This window comes from Xylanibacter muris (genome assembly GCF_013166605.1).
GTDB lineage: Bacteria > Bacteroidota > Bacteroidia > Bacteroidales > Bacteroidaceae > Prevotella > Prevotella muris.
In genome coordinates, this window is sequence record NZ_JABKKF010000010.1 from 76248 (window position 1) to 95491 (window position 19244).

A 19244-nucleotide genomic window follows, 5' to 3' on the forward strand; every position below is an offset into this window, starting at 1 on the left:
ATAATTAAGTAGTACTATCGTAAGTCAATTATCTCCGCATTTGGATATTCTTTGGAGTTGAACTTGAATGTAGAGGCGTTAAGGTTGGCTTTTTTAAAATTACTTATATCTATTGTTGTCCATGTCTTGTTCTGGAGTATTCTTATCTGTGACGGAATGTATGTTTTCTTTCCTACCGTTATATACATTTCTTTTATATTGCGTCTTGCATCCGTTGACGTGAGATGTACCTGATAACTGTTGCCGATGGCCTTTGCCGTATATCTGTACCCTGCTTTATATATCATTATAAAATTATACGGATTCATCATTTGCTGTTTGTTCCTGTCTGGCTTGCTTATATTCACTTCTTCATTATTCTTCATGTAAGTCCACTGAGTGGTTCCGTCAAACCATATTACAGCCTGTGGGGTAGATGCATGAAATGCTCTGCCCTTGAATGCCAATGTACCGGCCTGTTGGCCTGAAATGCTGAATTTTGCTGTTATGCCGCCTTTGTTGCTAAGTATTTCCGCCGTGCGGTCAAGAATGCTCTTTGCATTCTGTGCGTTTGCAACGGCAATAAATGTTGCCAACACAATGACCAATATACCTATTCTCTTCATATTCATTTTTATATATAATATTGTATTTGTATTTAGAGGAACTGTATTTCCAACGCTGTGACCGCTATTATTGCGGGCTATTCCGCATCGTGCATATAAGTGAGTCAAGCGAAACCTCATCGAGTATAAGCACCTCACGTGGTTTGCTGCCCATTGCCGCACCCACTATTCCTGCTTTCTCAAGTTGGTCCATAAGGCGTCCGGCCCTGTTGTAACCTATGGAGAACTTGCGCTGTATCAAACTTGTACTGCCGGACTGGTTCAGGACGATAAGTCTGGCTGCATCCTCGAATAGCGGGTCGAGATGCTGAAGGTCTACATTTGCCGCCCCTCCGATTCCGTCACCTCCTTCGATATCGGGTTCCGGTAATTCAAATGGTGAGACATAGCCCTGTTGCTGCGAAATATACCTGTTTATCCTGTCTACTTCAGGAGTGTCTACAAAAGCGCACTGTACACGCTCAGGTTCACTGCCGTTAAGGAAAAGCATGTCTCCGCGACCTATAAGCTGGTTTGCGCCCGGACGGTCAAGTATGGTTCGGGAGTCTATCATAGCACTGACCTTAAACGCGACGCGCCCGGGGAAGTTGGCCTTTATGTTACCTGTGATAATACTCGTTGTCGGACGTTGCGTCGCTATTATCATGTGTATTCCGACTGCGCGTGCAAGCTGTGCGATACGTGCGATGGGAAGCTCTATTTCCTTTCCTGCCGTCATTATAAGGTCACCGAACTCATCAATGATAACCACTATATATGGCATATATCTGTGTCCCTTTTCAGGATTGAGCTGACGGGCAATGAACTTTTGGTTGTACTCCTTTATATTTCTTGTACCTGCAAGTTTCAGCAGGTCATATCGTGTATCCATTTCCTTGCACAGACTGTTGAGGGTATTGACCACTTTTTTCACATCTGTTATAATGGGGTCGGAATCCTCATCCGGCACTTTTGCCAGAAAATGATTGGCAATAGGACCGTAAATGCTGAACTCTACTTTCTTGGGGTCGATAAGCACAATCTTCATTTCTGCCGGATGCTTTTTATAAAGCAAAGATGTTATGATGGCATTCAGACCGACGGATTTTCCCTGTCCTGTAGCACCGGCCACAAGCAAATGCGGAATTTTTGCAAGGTCAAACATAAACACCTCGTTGGTGATAGTCTTGCCTATTGCACATGGCAAATCCATTTTGCTTTCCTGAAATTTCTTGGAGTTGAGAATGCTTTCCATAGAAACGATGTTCGCCTTGGCGTTCGGAACTTCTATACCAATCGTACCTTTTCCGGGTATCGGTGCAATTATACGTATGCCGAGTGCCGAAAGACTTAGGGCTATATCGTCTTCAAGATTACGTATTTTGGAAATTCTCACTCCTTGTGCCGGAGTTATCTCATAGAGGGTAATTGTCGGACCGACGGTTGCTTTAATACTGCTTATCTCAACTCCGAAATTCCTCAATACTTCTATTATGCGGTTCTTATTGGCCGTTTGTTCTTCCATATCTATAAACGGCCTACCGTCTGTTTCATACTTTTTCAGAAGATCAAGGGTGGGATAGTGGTAATTCTCCAAATCACGTTTCGGGTCGTATGGAGACATGTCGCCTGTTTCTATGTTTACAAGCGTCTTGTTGTTCGCCTTGTCTTCTTCTGTGGCCTTTTCTATTTCGAAGTCTTCATCATTATTTGCCTGTCCCCTTTTCTTTTCATTTTTATCAGCATTACCAACAATAGGATCATTCTCTACATTGTATGCGCTTTCCTGGGCCGGGGCATCCGTTTTCACGTTATCGTCAAAATTCACTATTTGCGCCACAGGATCGTCAAACACTTCCGGATCTTCTATTGTCTCGATTTCCTCGTCTGTATCTGCATTAATGCTTTCCTTTGTATGGTTGCTTATCACGAATTTCACTTTGTCTGTGAAATATTTTGTGGGGTTTAGTATTTTTCGTATCAACATTATAGTTTCCGTGCTTACATACGTCAGGAAAACTATAGCAGTCAGCCCTAAGATTGCCGTTAGTCCGGGAGAACCTATAAGATTCTCGGTCCATTGACACATATACTGCCCATGTCCGCCTCCGGGATTGAAGTGACATTCAACAAAAAAAGGCTCAAGGAACTTTGCAAACGTTACAGACATCCATATCATCAGAAGCGTTGAGCACAGAAACCATTTTCCAAGTCTGAGGTTGTAGACTCTCATCAATTTCACAGCAGTTATCAAAATGAATGCCGGAATGATGAAAGCTGCAAGTCCGAAACACTCCTTTATGAAAAAATAGGCAGAATATGCACCGAGCGAACCGCATTTATTGCTGAACGCCCTTTTGGTATTCATTATTTCTCCAGGCAACGGATGTTCTATAAGACTTTGGTCTAAGGCTCCGGTGGAAAAATAAGATATAAAGGATATTATGAAATATACAGCAAGTGCGAGAAGTGTCAGACCTGCGATAAAGTTTGCTTTTTCGTTATTAAATATATTGCCGATTCCAATGACATCATTCAATGACGATGTCGTTGAGACTTTCTTTTTACGTGCCATCTTTATATTGTAGAATGTTTACTATAATTCTTTGCAAAATTAGCTGAAAAAACTCAGAATATACAATAAACTCATGTTTTTTTTGTAATTTTGCACCTTGAAATTTTATCAGGATGAAGAAAATAATTTACGACAGATTTGATAAAAAGCACATTCAGGCATTGCCTAAAGAACTCTTTGGCGGAAAGATCATTGTTGTCGTGTCTGCGGGAGAAGCACGTAAAGCCGTAAACTTCCTTTTGTCCCAGCCCATGTTGGGTGTTGATACAGAGACGCGTCCTGCATTTAAAAAGGGTATCAGTCATAAGGTTTCATTGCTTCAGGTGGCAACACATGATATATGTTTCCTGTTCAGGATGAACCATACCGGCTTAACGGAAGATATAAGGCGGTTGCTTGAAGACAGGACAGTTCCAAAGGTAGGCTTGTCATGGCATGATGATTTGATGATGTTGCATAAATTAGGGGATTTCGTTCCGGGATATTTCATAGACCTTCAAGACCATGTCAAGGAGATAGGTGTTGAGGATTTGAGTCTGCAAAAGCTTTATGCTAATTTCTTCGGAAAGAAAATCAGCAAGTCACAGCGTCTGACAAATTGGGAGGCGGATGTGTTGTCTGACGGACAGAAATTATATGCCGCTACAGACGCCTGGGCATGCATTGTATTGTATGAGGAACTTATCCGTCTTAAGCAAACCGGTGACTTTGAGCTTGTATATAACGAATCTGATTCGACATACTGATATAAAAAGCATCAAGCCTTATATTTCTGAATGGAGTGCATGAAGAATAGCACCTGTGATTATTGATGCGGAGATTTGAAATGATTGTATTGACCCGAATTAACAACCAAAGATTAAAATGTATAAAATAGTAGTATTAAAGAGAGGCAAAGAAGAAAGTCTCAAGCGATTTCATCCGTGGGTGTTCTCCGGAGCAATAGACAGAATGGACGAAGGAATCGCAGAAGGAGAAACCGTACGCGTACTTACTCATGACAAGCACTTTATTGCCGTAGGACATTTCCAGATAGGCTCAATAGCCGTCAGGGTTCTTTCTTTCCGGGATATTGTCATTGACGACAGTTTCTGGTCTTCAAGACTTGAGTCTGCCTTAAATATGCGAATGGCTACCGGCATCGCATGTAACCCGACAAATAATACTTACCGTCTTGTACATGGTGAGGGCGACAATCTTCCGGGACTCGTGATAGACGTTTATGGAGATACCGCCGTGATGCAGGCCCACAGTATAGGAATGCACAACTCGCGTATGACAATAGCCGAAAACCTTATAAGGATTGCAGGCGGACGCATTTCCAATATATATTATAAGAGTGAGACAACATTGCCCTTTAAGGCCGGATTAGGTCAGGAGGATGGTTTCATTTACGGAGGAAGTGATGATAACACAGCTATGGAAAACGGCCTGCGCTTTCATGTCGACTGGCTGAAGGGACAGAAGACAGGGTTCTTTATTGACCAGCGCGACAACCGTTCCCTTTTAGAGCATTACGCCAAAAACAAGAAAGTGCTTAATATGTTTTGCTATACCGGTGGCTTTTCTTTCTATGCCATGCGTGGAGGGGCTGAACTCGTGCATTCCGTGGACAGCAGTGCCAAGGCGGTAGAACTTACCCGTCATAATGTGGAGCTGAATTTCCCGGGCGACAAACGCCATGAGGCTTTTTGTGAGGATGCTTTTGACTATCTTCAGAAAGCAGGCGACAATTACGACCTGATAATTCTCGATCCTCCGGCCTTTGCCAAGCACCGCGCCGCGTTGCATAATGCCCTGAAAGGATATACAAGGCTCAACGTAAAGGCGTTCGAGAAGATAAAGAATGGCGGGATTCTGTTTACTTTCTCATGCAGCCAGGTCGTTACAAAAGACCATTTCCGTAATGCGGTATTTACCGCGGCGGCCGTTGCCGGAAGAAAAGTGCGGATTCTTCACCAGCTTCATCAGCCTGCCGACCATCCGATAAACATATATCATCCGGAAGGTGAATACCTTAAGGGACTTGTTCTTTACGTTGACTGATTCCTTTCCGATACATTAGATATATGGATGTTCTTAAGACCGTGTCGGAATATATATCTGCCAACAGCCTGCTCACACGTGATGCCCTACATTTGGTCGCGTTAAGCGGGGGAGCCGACAGTGTCGCTCTTCTGCGTATATTGCTGCTGCTCGGATATAAGACGGAAGCCGTACACTGTAATTTCCATCTGCGGGGCAGAGAATCAGACAGAGATGAAGATTTCGTCAAGAAACTCTGCGACGACAACAATGTGCCATTGCACATTGTACATTTCGATACAAGGGCTTATGCCGGGCTTCATCATAAAAGCATCGAACTTGCCGCACGTGATTTAAGATATGCCTATTTTAAAAAATTACGGGCTGACATCGGAGCGGAGACGATATGTGTGGCTCACCACCGTGATGACAATGTAGAGACTGTTCTCATGAACATTGTACGTGGAACAGGTATTAACGGGCTTACAGGCATACGCCCGAGAAACGGATATATCATACGTCCGTTGCTTTGCCTTGGCCGTGTGGAAATAGAGAATTGGCTACAGTCGATAAAGCAGGAATATGTTACGGACAGTACAAATCTGGAACTTGATGCCACACGTAACCGTTACAGGCTGAAGGTAATCCCGTTACTTAATGATATAACCCCCTCTGCATCAGAGAATATCAACAGGACGTCCAGACTGATGACCGAAGCCTGCAAGATATTTGATGAGGCAATAAGCCGGCATGCGGAAGAAGTCATTGTCTCGGACACGTTGTCGCCTGACGGTCAATCCGAACAGAACGTCAAGAGTAAAGATGCATATAATATTCCTGACAGTGCCCTGGTTATCGATATTGAGAAACTGAAATCCACGCCTTCTCCTGAATATGTACTTTATCGGATATTGAGAAACTATGGATTCTCATCAGCACAGACAGAGCAAATCAGTCTTAATCTTGATGCAAGGACGGGTGCGTATTACTCATCCGGATGTTTTCAACTTGCGATAAACCGTGGGAGTATCATTGTATATAGGAAGTCGGAGCCGTTAAAACCGTTGTGTATTCCTGAGCCAGGTAATTATGTCATACGTGACGGGTTGAGAATAAGCATAAAGCCGGTCATAATAGACAGTTCCTTCAAAATTCCCAAAGATAAAAATCGCATCTGTATTGATGCCGCAAATGTGGTTTTCCCGCTTGTGCTGCGTACAGTGGCAGACGGTGACCGTTTCATGCCCTTTGGCATGCGCGGTTCAAAACTTGTCAGTGATTATCTTACAGACCGCAAGAAAAATATTATTGAAAAACGTGGTCAGCTGATACTTACCGACAATACAGGTATGCCGTTGTGGCTTGTATGTGAACGTCCGGACAACAGGGTCTGTATAACAGACAAGAGTTCTGCAGGACTGTTAATATCTGTCGTTTCATTGTAAGGCTATAGATATAATCAAGCTGGAAATCATATTCACCGCCTACCATTTATATTCGTATTTCTGTCTGGAATTCGAATGTAAAAGGTGTCATATGTAATGAAAATTCACATAGTTTTCCCTGTCGTTTCTTACCGTTCTTTGTGAAATTCGTAACGTGTTGATATACAGTGGATTAGTGATAGATAAAAAGTATGCCAAAATAAACATGCTATTCTTGCTCAATGAATAGGCTATTCTCTTTCGATGAACATGCTATTCATTGAGCAAGAATAGCATGTTCATCGAAAGAGAATTTTATATACATTGATAAATGTAAATAGATTTCAAAAAAAGATTTGTGTTTCCTTCTTTATCCGGAAATTTTTCCTCTTTTCATTTATTCTGTCGCTTTCCATTCCTCTTCCATAACCAGATCCATCAAAAGAATGACGCTTAATTATACTTATTGTTCATAAGCATCCATAATAATTGGAAAAATGAAAAGCCAAAAAATCCAGGTTTATTTTTCAAGCATCTGATTTGCCTTTATAAGGTCTTCAGGAGTGTCAATGCCTATTGTTTCCATATCAGTCAGTCCTACTTTTATTCTATATCCGTTTTGCAGCCAGCGCAACTGCTCCAGACTCTCGGCAAGTTCCAGTGGGCTTTGCTGCAGTCGGGTTATTTCTTTAAGTACATCACAGCGATATGCGTAAAGTCCGATGTGTTTAAGATAACAGAATCCTGCATTCCATCTGTTATGTTCACAGCCTCTTACATAAGGAATGACAGAACGGCTGAAATACATTGCGTAGCCTTTCAGGTCAGTGACGATTTTAGGTGAGTTTGGATTGTCTACCGCACTCATGTCACCGGTAAAAGGCATTCCCAGTGTGGCTATCTGCGTTTGGGCATCATCAAAGCACCGGCATACAGTCTCAATCTGTGAGGTATGTATGAATGGCTCATCCCCTTGTATATTGACGATGACATCATAATCCTCTCCGATTTTTGTGACGGCCTCCTGTATGCGGTCCGTACCGCTTTTATGGTCCGGAGACGTCATGACGGCATTGCCTCCAAAGTTTTTAACTGTTTCATATATGCGTTCATCATCGGTAGCGACATAAGCTTCTCCTATAGTGTTTTTGGCTGTATTGTAAACCCATTCAATGACAGGCCTGTCGCCAAGCATGGCAAGAGGTTTGCCGGGAAAGCGGGTAGAAGCATATCTTGCCGGAATAATAGCTGCAAATTTCATTGTTATAATGTTTAAACCAGTGTTATTATATTGTTTTTTTTGAACTGCAAAATTATAAAATATGCGGCACTTTCAGTTAAAAAAACTAATCTTTTTTGTTTCTTAGATAAATATTATTACCTTTGAAGTTGAAACGTTAAATTCAATTATAGACTTGAAATCAATAATATTATCATTTTTTATGGCACTGACGCCTGTTGCGCTATGTGCCCAGCAGATAAAACTTGGTACAGCCACCACAAAGGATAAGGGAGAATATAAAGGTGAGCTTGCCGGAGGAAAACCTCATGGCAAAGGTAAGACAATCTGGAAAAACGGAAACTGGTATGAGGGCAATTATATAAAAGGAAAGCGTCAGGGGCATGGTATTTACATGTTTAATGACGGAGAGAAATATGAGGGCCAATGGTTTCAGGACCAACAGCATGGTAAAGGCACATACTATTTTGCCAATAATAATAAATATGTAGGGCTTTGGTTCCGTGATTATCAGCATGGGTATGGTGTAATGTATTATTATAACGGAGACAAGTATGAAGGCTACTGGTATCAGGACAGCCGCAACGGTAAAGGTACATATACTTTTGCCGGTGGCGCATACTATAAGGGCGAATGGAAGAATGACATGAAAAACGGTCGCGGATATTTTGACTGGGGTGACGGCTCGCACTATGACGGACAATGGGAAAACAATCTGCGTAGCGGCAAAGGCACTTTCCATTATGCCGACGGTGATGTGTATACCGGTGAATGGCAGAAAGACTTTCAGAACGGCCGTGGCATATATAAATTTAAAAACGGTGATGTGTATGAGGGTGACTATCTGCAGGGAGAACGTACCGGTACGGGTATCTTCAAATTTGCCAATGGTGACCGCTATACAGGACAGTTCCTTAACGGTGACAAGAACGGGCAGGGAACATTTGTATGGAAAAATGGAAATACGTATGTAGGTCAATGGAATGAAGACAAACCCAACGGACTCGGCACGCTCAAAATGAAAAACGGTGATGAGTTTGAGGGCCAGTTTAAAGACGGGCGCATTGAGGGGCAGGGAATTGCCAGATATGCCGACGGCTCAAAATTTAAAGGTACGTTTAGAAACGGCAAGCGTAACGGACCTGCAATAGAGGTTGACAAGGACGGAAACCGTTTTGAGGGCTCTTATACCGATGATAGAAGAGACGGAAGGTTTGTAGAAAAGGACCGCAACGGGAATGTCACTTCAGAAGGCATCTATGAGCGTGGCAAGAAGATAAGTAAGAAATAGCAGACTTCAATCCTGCTGTGAAATAAAAAAAGAAAAATAATATAAAACCTTTAAATACAAAAGATTATGATTATTGACACATTAGAGAATTTGAAGAATTACGAGAGCTTGAATCCTCTTTTCAAGGATGTCGTGGAGTTTATAGAGAACAATGACCTTGCTGCATTGGAAGAGGGGAAACACTACATCAAGGATAAAGATTTATTTGTTAACATAACAACAGCCAAAGGAAGAACACGGGAAGCGGCTGTCATCGAAACCCATAACCGGATGATAGACATACAGATACCTCTTGATGTGGCCGAGACATTCGGATATACTGCACGTGAGGATTTGCCATGTGCCGAGTATAATGAGGAAAAAGACATTACCAAGCTTCCTGGAGTAATTGCAGACAGCTATGTGACATGTCGTCCGGGAATGTTCGCCTTATTCTTTCCTCAAGACGGTCATGCGCCATGTATATCTGAGAATGCGGAAATAAGGAAAGCTATTTTCAAGGTTAAGGCATGACCTTATAGTAAATAAAGACAATAAACATAAAGTTTCATTTACAAAGAAAATAAAGGCTTTGTAAAATGAATGAAATAAAGCAATAAATAAACCATGGCAGGAAAAAAAACTACTTCAAAAACTGTTTCCGCCACCAAGACGGCCACACGGAAGAATGGAGCGAACGCAAAACCGAGACATATAGGGCTGGTCGCGGCAGATAAATGGCTTGAGCCTTTTGAGAATGCGATACAAGGCAGGCACAACCACGCATTGGAAAAAATAAGTCAATTTACAAGGAAAGGAAAGAAAACACTGTCTGATTTTGCCAACGGACACGAATACTTCGGATTGCATAAGACTCTAAAAGGATGGGTGTTCCGTGAATGGGCGCCTAATGCAACGGAGATTTACCTTGTCGGAGATTTCAATGATTGGCAGGAAAGTGACAAATACCGTCTGAAACGTATAGAAGGAACCGGCAATTGGGAGCTGAAACTCAGCAATAAGGCTTTGAAACACGGTGATCTCTACAAGATGAAAGTCAGGTGGAACGGAGGAGAAGGAGAGCGTATCCCGGCCTGGTGCCGGCGGGTGGTTCAGGACGATTCCACCAAGATATTCTCGGCTCAGGTATGGAATCCTGATGAGCCCTATGTGTTTAAAAAGAAAAGCTTCAAGCCATGTAAATCGCCTCTACTTATTTATGAGTGCCATGTGGGCATGGCCCAGGATGCGGAGAAGGTAGGCACGTATCGTGAATTTACAGAAAATGTACTGCCACGTGTCATTGCAGACGGATACAACTGTATACAGATAATGGCAATACAGGAACATCCTTATTATGGTTCGTTCGGTTATCATGTAAGTTCTTTTTTTGCTCCATCAAGTCGTTTCGGAACACCGGATGAACTCAAAGAGCTGATTGACACTGCACATAAAAACGGCATTGCCGTGATTATGGACATTGTTCATTCGCATGCGGTGAAGAACGAAATAGAAGGACTGGGCAATTTTGCCGGTGACCCCAATCAGTTCTTTTACCCCGGCGGGCGACATGAGCATCCGGCATGGGACAGCCTGTGCTTCGATTATGGAAAAGACGAGGTTATACACTTTTTGCTGTCAAACTGCAAATACTGGATGGAAGAGTATAGATTTGACGGTTTCAGATTTGACGGCGTGACGTCAATGTTATACTACAGTCATGGGTTGGGCGAGGCGTTCTGTAACTATGGAGATTATTTTAACGGTGGACAGGATGACAATGCCATTTGCTATCTTACACTTGCAAACAAACTTATACATGAAATAAATCCAAATGCAATAACAATAGCAGAGGAGGTGAGCGGCATGCCGGGACTGGCGGCAAGGTTTGAAGACGGAGGATATGGTTTTGACTACCGTATGGCAATGAACATTCCGGACTATTGGATCAAGACTATAAAGGAACTTAAGGATGAAGACTGGAAACCAAGCTCGATATTCTGGGAAGTAAAGAACAGACGTTCAGATGAACGTACCATAAGCTATTGTGAGAGCCATGACCAGGCATTGGTGGGAGATAAGACAATCGTCTTCAGACTTATCGATGCTGACATGTATTGGCATTTCAAGAAAGGTGACGAGAACGAGACTGCCCACCGCGGCATAGCACTGCACAAAATGATCAGGCTGGTTACTGCTGCAACAATAAATGGAGGATATCTCAATTTCATGGGTAATGAATTCGGGCATCCTGAGTGGATAGATTTCCCGCGTGAAGGTAACGGATGGAGCCATAAATATGCACGCAGACAATGGAATCTTGTCGACAACAAGGAACTGGACTATCATTATCTGGGCGATTTCGACAAGGCTATGCTTGCAACAATAAAGAGCATACGCAGTTTCCAAAACAAACCGGTACAGGAAATATGGCATAATGACAGCGATCAGATATTGGCTTTCAGCAGGGGTGACCTTTTGTTCGTATTCAATTTCAGTCCTGTCCGCTCATATACGGATTATGGATTCCTTGTACCTACGGGTTCATACGATGTCGTGCTGAACACAGACGCAAAAGAGTTCGGGGGCAACGGATTGGCTGATGATACAATAACTCATCTTACCAACTTTGACCCTTTATATATGGAAGAGCGCAAGGAATGGTTAAAGCTGTATATACCGGCACGTTCTGCCGTCGTGCTTAAAAAGAACTGAAGGTTTTGCCGATATCCTATAATAAACCGGAATTGAGCGATATAAATATGACTGATAATAATATGATTACAAACAGCACTGGCATCATAAAAGGTGTGAGTGCTGTTGTCTTTTGCATTTTTTCCTTTGTTTTCCTGTATTTTTACCAGGCTGATATTATTGCAGTGGCACAACATGTGCTTAGTGGAGGTGTGACAAGTTATAACAAAGCTGTCGGTGCTGTTCTGATCACAGCTATATTGATGTTGCTGCAAGTCGGCATAAGTTCGATATTGCGTCTTCCCGGAGTATTCCATTCCATGACATATTTTCCCTCACTCATGATTCTTGCTTTCATCACGTCTGTAAGTTCTGATATATGCAAGGGATTTTCATGGGGAATATGGCCGTGGCTTTCGGTTGTGCTTCTTGTTTTATGGTTGGCATGTATATATGTCATGTCGCAGCTGAAGTCTGACAATATGTCTTCCGGCATGACTTTATTTTCACGCCAAATGTGGGTAAACATGATGTCTATGGGTATGATGTTTATTGTTACAGGGCTTGTAGGTAATGGTAATCCCGTATTTCATTACCGTGCAAGAATGGAAAGAATGCTTATTGAAGGAAATCCTGACGGTGCATTGCTTGCAGGAAAAAGGTCACTGGAGACAAATGCCTCACTCACAATGTTGAGAGTATATGCTCTTGCACGTAAAGGTGAACTTGGCAATGAACTTTTCACATATCCTGTAAAAGGTACGTCTGCGGATCTGATACCGATGAAAGGAAACGGTGTGGAGTTTCTGATGTATCCCACAGACAGTCTTTACCGCTTTCTTGGGGCAATACCATATTATACAAAAGGTTCCGCAAAAACTTATTTGCAGTCTCTTGTAAACAGTGGCAAGGCATCAAAAGCTGTTAAGGACTATATTCTGTGCGGTTGTCTGATAGATAGGGATATTGATTCTTTCGTAAAGAATCTGATAATGTTTTATTCTGTGGACAATACTCTTCCCAAACATTACCGCGAGGCTCTTATACTTTATACCCACATGCGTTCCAATCCGTTGGTGGTATATCATGACAATGTGATGGATACGGATTATGAGGACATGCAGAGACTTGAAAAGTGCTACGACAGCGACAAGCGAGCCATGGCACATGCTTTATTTGAACAGTATTATGGTACTTATTGGTGGTATTATAATAAGAAAGATATGTAGACAATAATATAAAATGCCCGGACTCGATGATGGAAAATCGAAATCCGGGCGTTTTTTGTATAGTGGAAAGATTTACCTTAGCCTTGGCACTTCAAACATGACAGCAGCGGCTGCCCTGCGCCAATCCGTATCAAGAGAAAAGCGCGTAAGAGACTCACTGTCGGAGAAGTATATTAATGTAAGTTCACGATCCGTATCATTAAAAAGCGGGTTTGAATAAGATGCGTCCATAAAAAGCTGCAACAGTTTCAGTTGGTATGCCTGTGGCCGTTCTTTAGCTTCTATTATTTTGCTCATATAGAAATTAATAAAATTATTCATTGCATAAGCCTGCTTGTCGAGGTATGCTGTGGTTGAATCCGGCATCTGTTCTCTCATTTTCAGCAAAAGATAATCAAGGGCGTCGACTTTAAACCGGTTGACTTGTTTAATCATGTCAGGAACAACAGGATTTTCTGTTTTTTCCTTTGCTGTTTTTCTTATCTCATTAAAAATATCCTGTGATTTGGCAATATCTGTTGTTGCCGCTAAGATAACAATAAATAGAACTATCTTTTTCATAATGAATGATTGTTTTTACTAACTATTTGATAAACACTATAAGCAGAGTAGGAGATAACTGCATTTTCATTATCTTTTCACCCTTTCCTGGTTCTTGTTTATAAAGTCTTTCCAGCCTCGATAACGTGTCTCTGTTGCAGGTCGGTTCATCTGCAGGAAATGGCAATAGGCAGCTGCCAAGGCATCGGTAGCATCCATAAAGTCGCACATGTTCTTATTTTCTATTTTTAGCATACGCTGCAACATGCCTGCCACCTGTTCCTTTGATGCTTGTCCCTGGCCCGTTATCGCCATCTTTATCTTTAATGGGGCGTATTCATGTATTGGAACACTGTGATGTATTGCAGCGGCAATTGCTGTACCCTGAGCTCTTCCGAGTTTCAGCATAGACTGCACGTTTTTTCCAAAGAAAGGTGCCTCTATTGCCATTTCATCCGGGAGATAAGCATCTATAATCCCGGTAACGCGTTCGAAAATATGCCCAAGCTTCATATAGGGATCCGAGAATTTTCTAAGGTCTATCACTCCCATGACAACCATCTCAGCCTTGTTGTCCATAACTTTCAGGACTCCATATCCCATTATGTTTGTTCCAGGATCAATTCCTAATATAATTTTTTCCATTGTGTCTTTATGCTTTAAATACCCAGGCTGTCACCTTTTTATTGCAAGGAATCCTAATCTGTGGGAAATGCCTTTTTTCCCCAATGACCTTATTACATATATTCCATCAGGTATTTGTGAAATATCTGCAGATGTTCCTCCATTAAAGCTTCTTATGGCAATAATTGTCCCCTGTAGTGTTTCCACTGTCAGGTATTCTGCATCAAGATTGTTTTCCTTTTGTGGAATAACCATGCATTTACCGTCGTTTTCTATCGCAGTCTTACAAAACGGCAGGAAAGGTTTTGTTTCAGATGAAATGTTGCAATGATCATCTGTAACAGTATTTCCGGATATTGCCATAACCTCGGTTATCGGTTCACTCTCATTTCCATATCTGTCCATGGCAGTCACTGCGTATGTAAGCATGCACGGATGTTTTGTGCTGCTTATTGCAATATGCCTGTCCATAAGCCTCGTGGCAATAAGATTTGCAGGATTTGTTATGTCCGTTTTTCCATTAACTGAAGCATATACATTATATGTAAGATAATTTCCGTCAGACATATCAACACCTTCATCCCATTCAATGTAATCTCCGGCAACGTTTCTGTATACGTCAAGCTTTGCCGGTGATTTAGGACGGGTGGAACAAACCCATGTCATCGGAGGAATAAGTGCAGGAAGAGCATTGCATTCATTGCAGGAATAGTCATATATGCCTTTCAGGTTGTCTGTGAAGAATTTGGAACGGAAAAAAGCGTGTCCCAATCCGTATCCGCGACACACATTTATCTGACGTTTGATTTCTTCAACATCCCAGTTCTTCTCTTTGGGTGACATAAAGTAAATACCCAGACCTATGGATAGGATTTTTCCGTAGCTGTTTTCTTTCCAGTTAACGGCAAACGGATAAAAATTATTTCCCTTGAAGTACATCATTGGAAACAAAGCGTCCATAAGTCCGTCTTTAAGCCATTGTTGTGCGTCTTGAGCCACTCTTGTGCGTGCATTCCAGCCATTACTTTTGTAACGTGAGAGATCGTCATACTTGCCTATTGGCGAGCAACTGATTTTTATCCATGGCCGCTCCTTTTTGACAGCCTTGCTTATAGCACTTACTATGTTGGTGATATTTGCACGTGCAGATGATAAAGGTATTTTTATTTTCCATGTTTCCGGATAACGTATATAGTCAAGATGGATACCGTCTACATCATAGCCGGTTGCAATTTCACGGCATATTTTTGCAAGATATACGGCGGTTCCTTTTTTCTCCGGATTCATATATCCTTCATCACCTATTTTGGTCAGTATTCCAGGATGTCGTTCTCTCAACTTTCTGCATCCGTATGAGTTCCATTTGCCAACAGGTATTGTCACTATCCATGCATGAAATTCCATTCCGCGCCGGTGGCATTCATCTATGGCGAATTTCAGGGCGTCATATCCCGGAGACATACCCGGTTTTCCAGACAGACATCCGTCCCATGGTTCTAATCCGGAAGGATAAATAGTTGTGGCACGTATGCGCGTCTGCATCAATATGGTGTTTACTCCTGCCAATTTTAAACTGTCGAGTATCGAACACAATTCCTGTTGTTGTTTTTGTTTGGAAACAGTACTTCTTGAGTAGGTGTGAGGCCAGTCTATGCCTCCTATTGTTGTGAGCCATACAGCCCTTACCTCATGTTTGGGGTATACTTCGTTTGCAGGATTGAACAATACAGATTTGGAAACGCCAAAGAAATTGTCATCGGCATTTCCAATTGTCGGGACGATAAAAAAAGTGAAGAGCGTCAGACAACGCTTTCCCAATAAAATGGTTGCATGTAAATCTAACCTCTTCACTATATGCTTCTGAAGATATTGTATAATACTGTGTGTAATATATGGAATATTAATACGCAAACAAAGGATAGTTTTTCATGGTTTCATTGACCTTGGCACGTACCTTTGCAATAACATTCTCATTCTCCGGATCATTAAGAACTTCTTCTATCAATTCTGCGATGAGAATCATCATGTCCTCTTTTGCTCCGCGTGTTGTCATAGCAGGAGTACCCAGGCGTATACCGCTGGTCTGGAATGCGCTTCTTGTATCAAATGGCACCATATTCTTATTTACGGTTATATCTGCAGCTACAAGTGCGTTCTCTGCTACCTTACCTGTAAGCTCAGGATATTTCGACCTAAGGTCAACCAACATTGAATGATTGTCAGTTCCACCGCTTACAATAGTAAAGCCACGTTTTGTCAGTTCGTCTGCCAGAACCTTTGCATTTTTCTTTACCTGTGTTGCCCACTCCTTAAATTCCGGTTTCAATGCTTCTCCGAAAGCTACGGCTTTTGCTGCTATGACATGTTCCAACGGACCACCCTGTGTTCCGGGGAAGACTGCGGAATTAAGTAATTGACTCATCATTTTAACAACACCTTTAGGTGTCTTCAAGCCCCATGGGTTTTCAAAATCCTTACCCATAAGTATAATACCTCCACGTGGGCCACGCAATGTCTTATGTGTGGTCGAAGTGACAATATGTGCATATTTGACCGGATTATCAAGCAAACCGGCGGCAATAAGTCCTGCCGGATGTGCCATGTCTATCATAAGCAGGGCACCTGTTTTATCGGCAATCTCCCGCATACGTTTGTAGTCCCATTCACGGCTATAGGCAGAACCACCTCCGATAATAAGCTTCGGATTATGTTTAACGGCGAGTGCTTCCATTTCGTCATAGTCTACTCTTCCGGTATTCTTATCGAGGTTATAGCCTATGGCATTATAAAGTATTCCAGATGTATTAACAGCAGAACCGTGAGAAAGATGACCGCCATGGTCAAGATTAAGTCCCATGAATGTATCTCCCGGTTTTAATACCGTCAACAATACTGCTGCATTGGCCTGTGCTCCGGAATGGGGCTGTACATTGGCATATTCAGCACCAAAGAGTTGTTTTACTCTGTCTATGGCAAGTTGTTCAACCTGATCTACGACTCCGCATCCGCCATAATAACGCTTACCTGGATATCCTTCTGCGTACTTGTTTGTAAGATATGAACCCATTGCCTCCATAACTTCATCACTTACAAAATTCTCAGACGCAATAAGTTCCATTCCTTTCAGCTGGCGCTGATGTTCTTTCTCGATTAGGTCGAATATTTCCTGATCTCTTTTCATTGTGGTTATTGATATTTGGGAATTAATATTATCCTTAAACAAATAAACCCTACATCATATCTGAACTTTACTTCTTTTGTAATGTTTAACAGATATTCTGCCTTGGCCTGTAATATAAATACTTAAATAATATGCAAAAATAAAAAGAAATATCCGGATATGCAAGCAATCCGGATAAAACTTTACTTAAGAACCGATAAACGTTTCTTTATCTTTCTTATTTCCAGATGTCATACAAGCTCAACTTTGTCTATAAACTGCTCTTTTTCACAATAATGACATCTTATAATACCTTTTTCCTTGTCTACTGTATGAAAAACAGTATACATGGGTTCATTATTCGTTATACATTTGGGATTGTTACATCTGACGATGCCCTTCAACATGTCGGGGGTTGTCACCATTTTCTTTTCTACAACCTCAAAATCCTTGATGATGTTTAATATTACATTGGGAGCAACGACCGACAGACGTGAAATTTCTTCGTCGGTGAAGAATTTATCCTCTACTTTGATTATACCTTTCTTATTCAGTTTTTTTGAACGGTAATTACATCCGATAGTCACGGGAGTGGCAAGATCTTCCAATGCTAATAATGCAACAACCTGAAATATCTTCTCTGATGGAATATGATCAATGACAGTTCCGTTTTGTATTGCCGCAACCAGTCTTTCTTTTTTGTTGGCATTCATGGTTATGAGTGTATATTTTTGTTATTACTTCCTTAATGTTTTTTGTATATCAAAAAAGATATGGCAATAAATCACAAAATGATTGTCTTGTCATTTTTGACTTCATCAAGTGTTATCCCAAGTACATCACAGAATATGGCCTCCCGTGCAAAAAGACCATTACCGGCCTGTTGGATATAATATGCATGCGGATTCAGATCCACATCATAGGCTATTTCATTTACCCGTGGCAGAGGATGCAGTATTCTCATGTTTGATTTTGCCTTTGACAGCATATCTGACTTAAGTATATATACGTTTTTCACTCTTTCGTATTCCATCAAATCAGAAAAGCGTTCTTTCTGAACTCTGGTCATATATAAAATATCGGCATCGGAAATTATATCCTCATTAAATTCATTGTGCTCTTCAAATCTTATTCCATATTCGCGACAATAAATCTTATATTCTTCCGGCATGGCAAGCTCTTTGGGTGCGACAAAATGAAATGTAGGATTAAAATGGCGCATCGCCATTATCAGCGAGTGGACTGTACGTCCGTATTTCAAGTCTCCTACCAAATACAGATTCAGATTTTCCAGTGTCCCTTGGGTTTTATATATGGAATAAAGGTCAAGCATACACTGTGACGGATGTTGATGTGCCCCGTCTCCCGCATTTATTATAGGTACGTTTGTCACTTCACCTGCGTATTGTGCGGCTCCCTCTATATAGTGACGCATCACAATTACATCAGCATAATTGGCGACCATCAGAATTGTGTCTTTAAGTGTCTCTCCTTTTGTGCCGCTTGTCACTTTAGGGTCGGCAAAGCCGATAACTCTTGCTCCTAAACGATTAGCGGCTGTCTCAAAACTTAAGCGTGTTCGTGTTGAAGGTTCGAAAAACAACGTGGCAACTACCTTTCCCTTCAATATCTCCCTGTTGGGTCTTTTCTCAAACTCTTGTGCCATATTGAGCATATAGAGAATCTTTTCCCTGCTCATATCGGCAATCGTAACAAAATTATGTTTTTCCATCCGATAGTTATTGTTTATATTCTTTTCGCCTGCTAAGTTACTACAAAAATCCCATATTTAAGCAGTGTGCTTATAGAAAACCTTCATAAATTTTTAATATATGCTTTAATTTATTTATTTTTGCATGTAATTTTAAGGAATAAGAAA

16 protein-coding genes are annotated in these 19244 nt (G+C 41.6%); 7 read left to right on the top strand and 9 right to left on the bottom strand.

Going from position 1 to position 19244, the window contains the following annotated elements:
- Positions 1-14: 14 nt before the first annotated feature.
- Together lolA1 and HPS56_RS10420 are read right to left on the bottom strand one after the other, a co-directional pair.
- Positions 15-605, bottom strand: a complete 591-nt coding sequence (gene lolA1, locus HPS56_RS10415; protein WP_172276244.1) for an outer membrane lipoprotein periplasmic chaperone LolA1 — start codon at positions 603-605, stop codon at positions 15-17.
- A gap of 67 nt (positions 606-672) precedes the next feature.
- The gene (locus HPS56_RS10420) at positions 673-3159 is read right to left on the bottom strand and encodes an FtsK/SpoIIIE family DNA translocase (protein ID WP_172276246.1); all 2487 of its coding nucleotides are present in this window, start codon (positions 3157-3159) and stop codon (positions 673-675) included.
- 113 nt (positions 3160-3272) lie between these two features.
- Between HPS56_RS10420 and HPS56_RS10425 the strand changes: the two genes are divergently transcribed.
- The 3 genes from HPS56_RS10425 to tilS all read left to right on the top strand — a co-directional run bounded on the left by HPS56_RS10425 (position 3273) and on the right by tilS (position 6629).
- Positions 3273-3905, top strand: coding sequence for a 3'-5' exonuclease (locus tag HPS56_RS10425; RefSeq protein ID WP_172276248.1), 633 nt, complete (start codon positions 3273-3275; stop codon positions 3903-3905).
- Between the two features lie 118 nt (positions 3906-4023).
- Positions 4024-5205, top strand: a complete 1182-nt coding sequence (locus HPS56_RS10430) for a class I SAM-dependent rRNA methyltransferase (RefSeq protein WP_172276250.1) — start codon at positions 4024-4026, stop codon at positions 5203-5205.
- 23 nt (positions 5206-5228) lie between these two features.
- The gene (gene tilS / locus HPS56_RS10435; RefSeq protein WP_172276252.1) at positions 5229-6629 is read left to right on the top strand and encodes a tRNA lysidine(34) synthetase TilS; all 1401 of its coding nucleotides are present in this window, start codon (positions 5229-5231) and stop codon (positions 6627-6629) included.
- 499 nt (positions 6630-7128) lie between these two features.
- Here the strand turns inward: tilS and kdsB are convergent, their stop codons facing one another.
- Positions 7129-7869, bottom strand: coding sequence for a 3-deoxy-manno-octulosonate cytidylyltransferase (gene kdsB / locus HPS56_RS10440; RefSeq protein WP_172276254.1), 741 nt, complete (start codon positions 7867-7869; stop codon positions 7129-7131).
- 181 nt (positions 7870-8050) lie between these two features.
- Here kdsB and HPS56_RS10445 point away from each other — a divergent pair, with 181 nt between their 5' ends.
- From HPS56_RS10445 to HPS56_RS10460, 4 genes are all read left to right on the top strand, one after another.
- Complete coding sequence (locus HPS56_RS10445) at positions 8051-9139, top strand: phosphatidylinositol-4-phosphate 5-kinase (protein ID WP_172276256.1); 1089 nt, start codon at positions 8051-8053, stop codon at positions 9137-9139.
- Positions 9140-9205: 66 nt separating this feature from the next.
- Positions 9206-9652, top strand: a complete 447-nt coding sequence (locus tag HPS56_RS10450) for a NanQ anomerase/TabA/YiaL family protein (RefSeq protein ID WP_172276258.1) — start codon at positions 9206-9208, stop codon at positions 9650-9652.
- A gap of 93 nt (positions 9653-9745) precedes the next feature.
- Positions 9746-11833 (top strand): alpha amylase C-terminal domain-containing protein, encoded by a 2088-nt coding sequence (locus HPS56_RS10455; RefSeq protein ID WP_172276260.1) that lies wholly within the window; start codon positions 9746-9748, stop codon positions 11831-11833.
- 47 nt (positions 11834-11880) lie between these two features.
- Complete coding sequence (locus tag HPS56_RS10460) at positions 11881-13041, top strand: DUF6057 family protein (protein ID WP_172276262.1); 1161 nt, start codon at positions 11881-11883, stop codon at positions 13039-13041.
- A 72-nt stretch (positions 13042-13113) separates the two neighbouring features.
- Here the strand turns inward: HPS56_RS10460 and HPS56_RS10465 are convergent, their stop codons facing one another.
- The 6 genes from HPS56_RS10465 to pyrB all read right to left on the bottom strand — a co-directional run bounded on the left by HPS56_RS10465 (position 13114) and on the right by pyrB (position 19097).
- The gene (locus HPS56_RS10465; RefSeq protein ID WP_172276263.1) at positions 13114-13602 is read right to left on the bottom strand and encodes a hypothetical protein; all 489 of its coding nucleotides are present in this window, start codon (positions 13600-13602) and stop codon (positions 13114-13116) included.
- A 69-nt stretch (positions 13603-13671) separates the two neighbouring features.
- The gene (ruvC, locus tag HPS56_RS10470; RefSeq protein ID WP_172276264.1) at positions 13672-14226 is read right to left on the bottom strand and encodes a crossover junction endodeoxyribonuclease RuvC; all 555 of its coding nucleotides are present in this window, start codon (positions 14224-14226) and stop codon (positions 13672-13674) included.
- A 30-nt stretch (positions 14227-14256) separates the two neighbouring features.
- Entirely contained in the window at positions 14257-16056 is a 1800-nt protein-coding gene (locus tag HPS56_RS10475; RefSeq protein ID WP_285822041.1) for a glycoside hydrolase family 10-like protein, read from the bottom strand.
- A 49-nt stretch (positions 16057-16105) separates the two neighbouring features.
- Positions 16106-17386 (bottom strand): serine hydroxymethyltransferase, encoded by a 1281-nt coding sequence (gene glyA, locus HPS56_RS10480; RefSeq protein ID WP_172276265.1) that lies wholly within the window; start codon positions 17384-17386, stop codon positions 16106-16108.
- A 230-nt stretch (positions 17387-17616) separates the two neighbouring features.
- On the bottom strand, positions 17617-18078 hold the full coding sequence (locus tag HPS56_RS10485) for an aspartate carbamoyltransferase regulatory subunit (protein WP_172276266.1): 462 nt from the start codon (positions 18076-18078) through the stop codon (positions 17617-17619).
- A 71-nt stretch (positions 18079-18149) separates the two neighbouring features.
- Positions 18150-19097 carry an aspartate carbamoyltransferase gene (gene pyrB / locus HPS56_RS10490; protein WP_172276267.1) on the bottom strand — a complete coding sequence of 316 codons (948 nt, stop codon included), beginning with the start codon at positions 19095-19097 and terminating at the stop codon, positions 18150-18152.
- Positions 19098-19244 lie beyond the last annotated feature (147 nt).

Bases quoted from the DNA above. Each gene is read 5' to 3' on its own strand.
- lolA1 (WP_172276244.1), bottom strand. From the start codon at position 605: ATGAAGAGAATAGGTATATTGGTCATTGTGTTGGCAACATTTATTGCC.
- HPS56_RS10420 (WP_172276246.1), bottom strand. From the start codon at position 3,159: ATGGCACGTAAAAAGAAAGTCTCAACGACATCGTCATTGAATGATGTC.
- HPS56_RS10425 (WP_172276248.1), top strand. From the start codon at position 3,273: ATGAAGAAAATAATTTACGACAGATTTGATAAAAAGCACATTCAGGCA.
- HPS56_RS10430 (WP_172276250.1), top strand. From the start codon at position 4,024: ATGTATAAAATAGTAGTATTAAAGAGAGGCAAAGAAGAAAGTCTCAAG.
- tilS (WP_172276252.1), top strand. From the start codon at position 5,229: ATGGATGTTCTTAAGACCGTGTCGGAATATATATCTGCCAACAGCCTG.
- kdsB (WP_172276254.1), bottom strand. From the start codon at position 7,869: ATGAAATTTGCAGCTATTATTCCGGCAAGATATGCTTCTACCCGCTTT.
- HPS56_RS10445 (WP_172276256.1), top strand. From the start codon at position 8,051: ATGGCACTGACGCCTGTTGCGCTATGTGCCCAGCAGATAAAACTTGGT.
- HPS56_RS10450 (WP_172276258.1), top strand. From the start codon at position 9,206: ATGATTATTGACACATTAGAGAATTTGAAGAATTACGAGAGCTTGAAT.
- HPS56_RS10455 (WP_172276260.1), top strand. From the start codon at position 9,746: ATGGCAGGAAAAAAAACTACTTCAAAAACTGTTTCCGCCACCAAGACG.
- HPS56_RS10460 (WP_172276262.1), top strand. From the start codon at position 11,881: ATGACTGATAATAATATGATTACAAACAGCACTGGCATCATAAAAGGT.
- HPS56_RS10465 (WP_172276263.1), bottom strand. From the start codon at position 13,602: ATGAAAAAGATAGTTCTATTTATTGTTATCTTAGCGGCAACAACAGAT.
- ruvC (WP_172276264.1), bottom strand. From the start codon at position 14,226: ATGGAAAAAATTATATTAGGAATTGATCCTGGAACAAACATAATGGGA.
- glyA (WP_172276265.1), bottom strand. From the start codon at position 17,386: ATGAAAAGAGATCAGGAAATATTCGACCTAATCGAGAAAGAACATCAG.
- HPS56_RS10485 (WP_172276266.1), bottom strand. From the start codon at position 18,078: ATGAATGCCAACAAAAAAGAAAGACTGGTTGCGGCAATACAAAACGGA.
- pyrB (WP_172276267.1), bottom strand. From the start codon at position 19,097: ATGGAAAAACATAATTTTGTTACGATTGCCGATATGAGCAGGGAAAAG.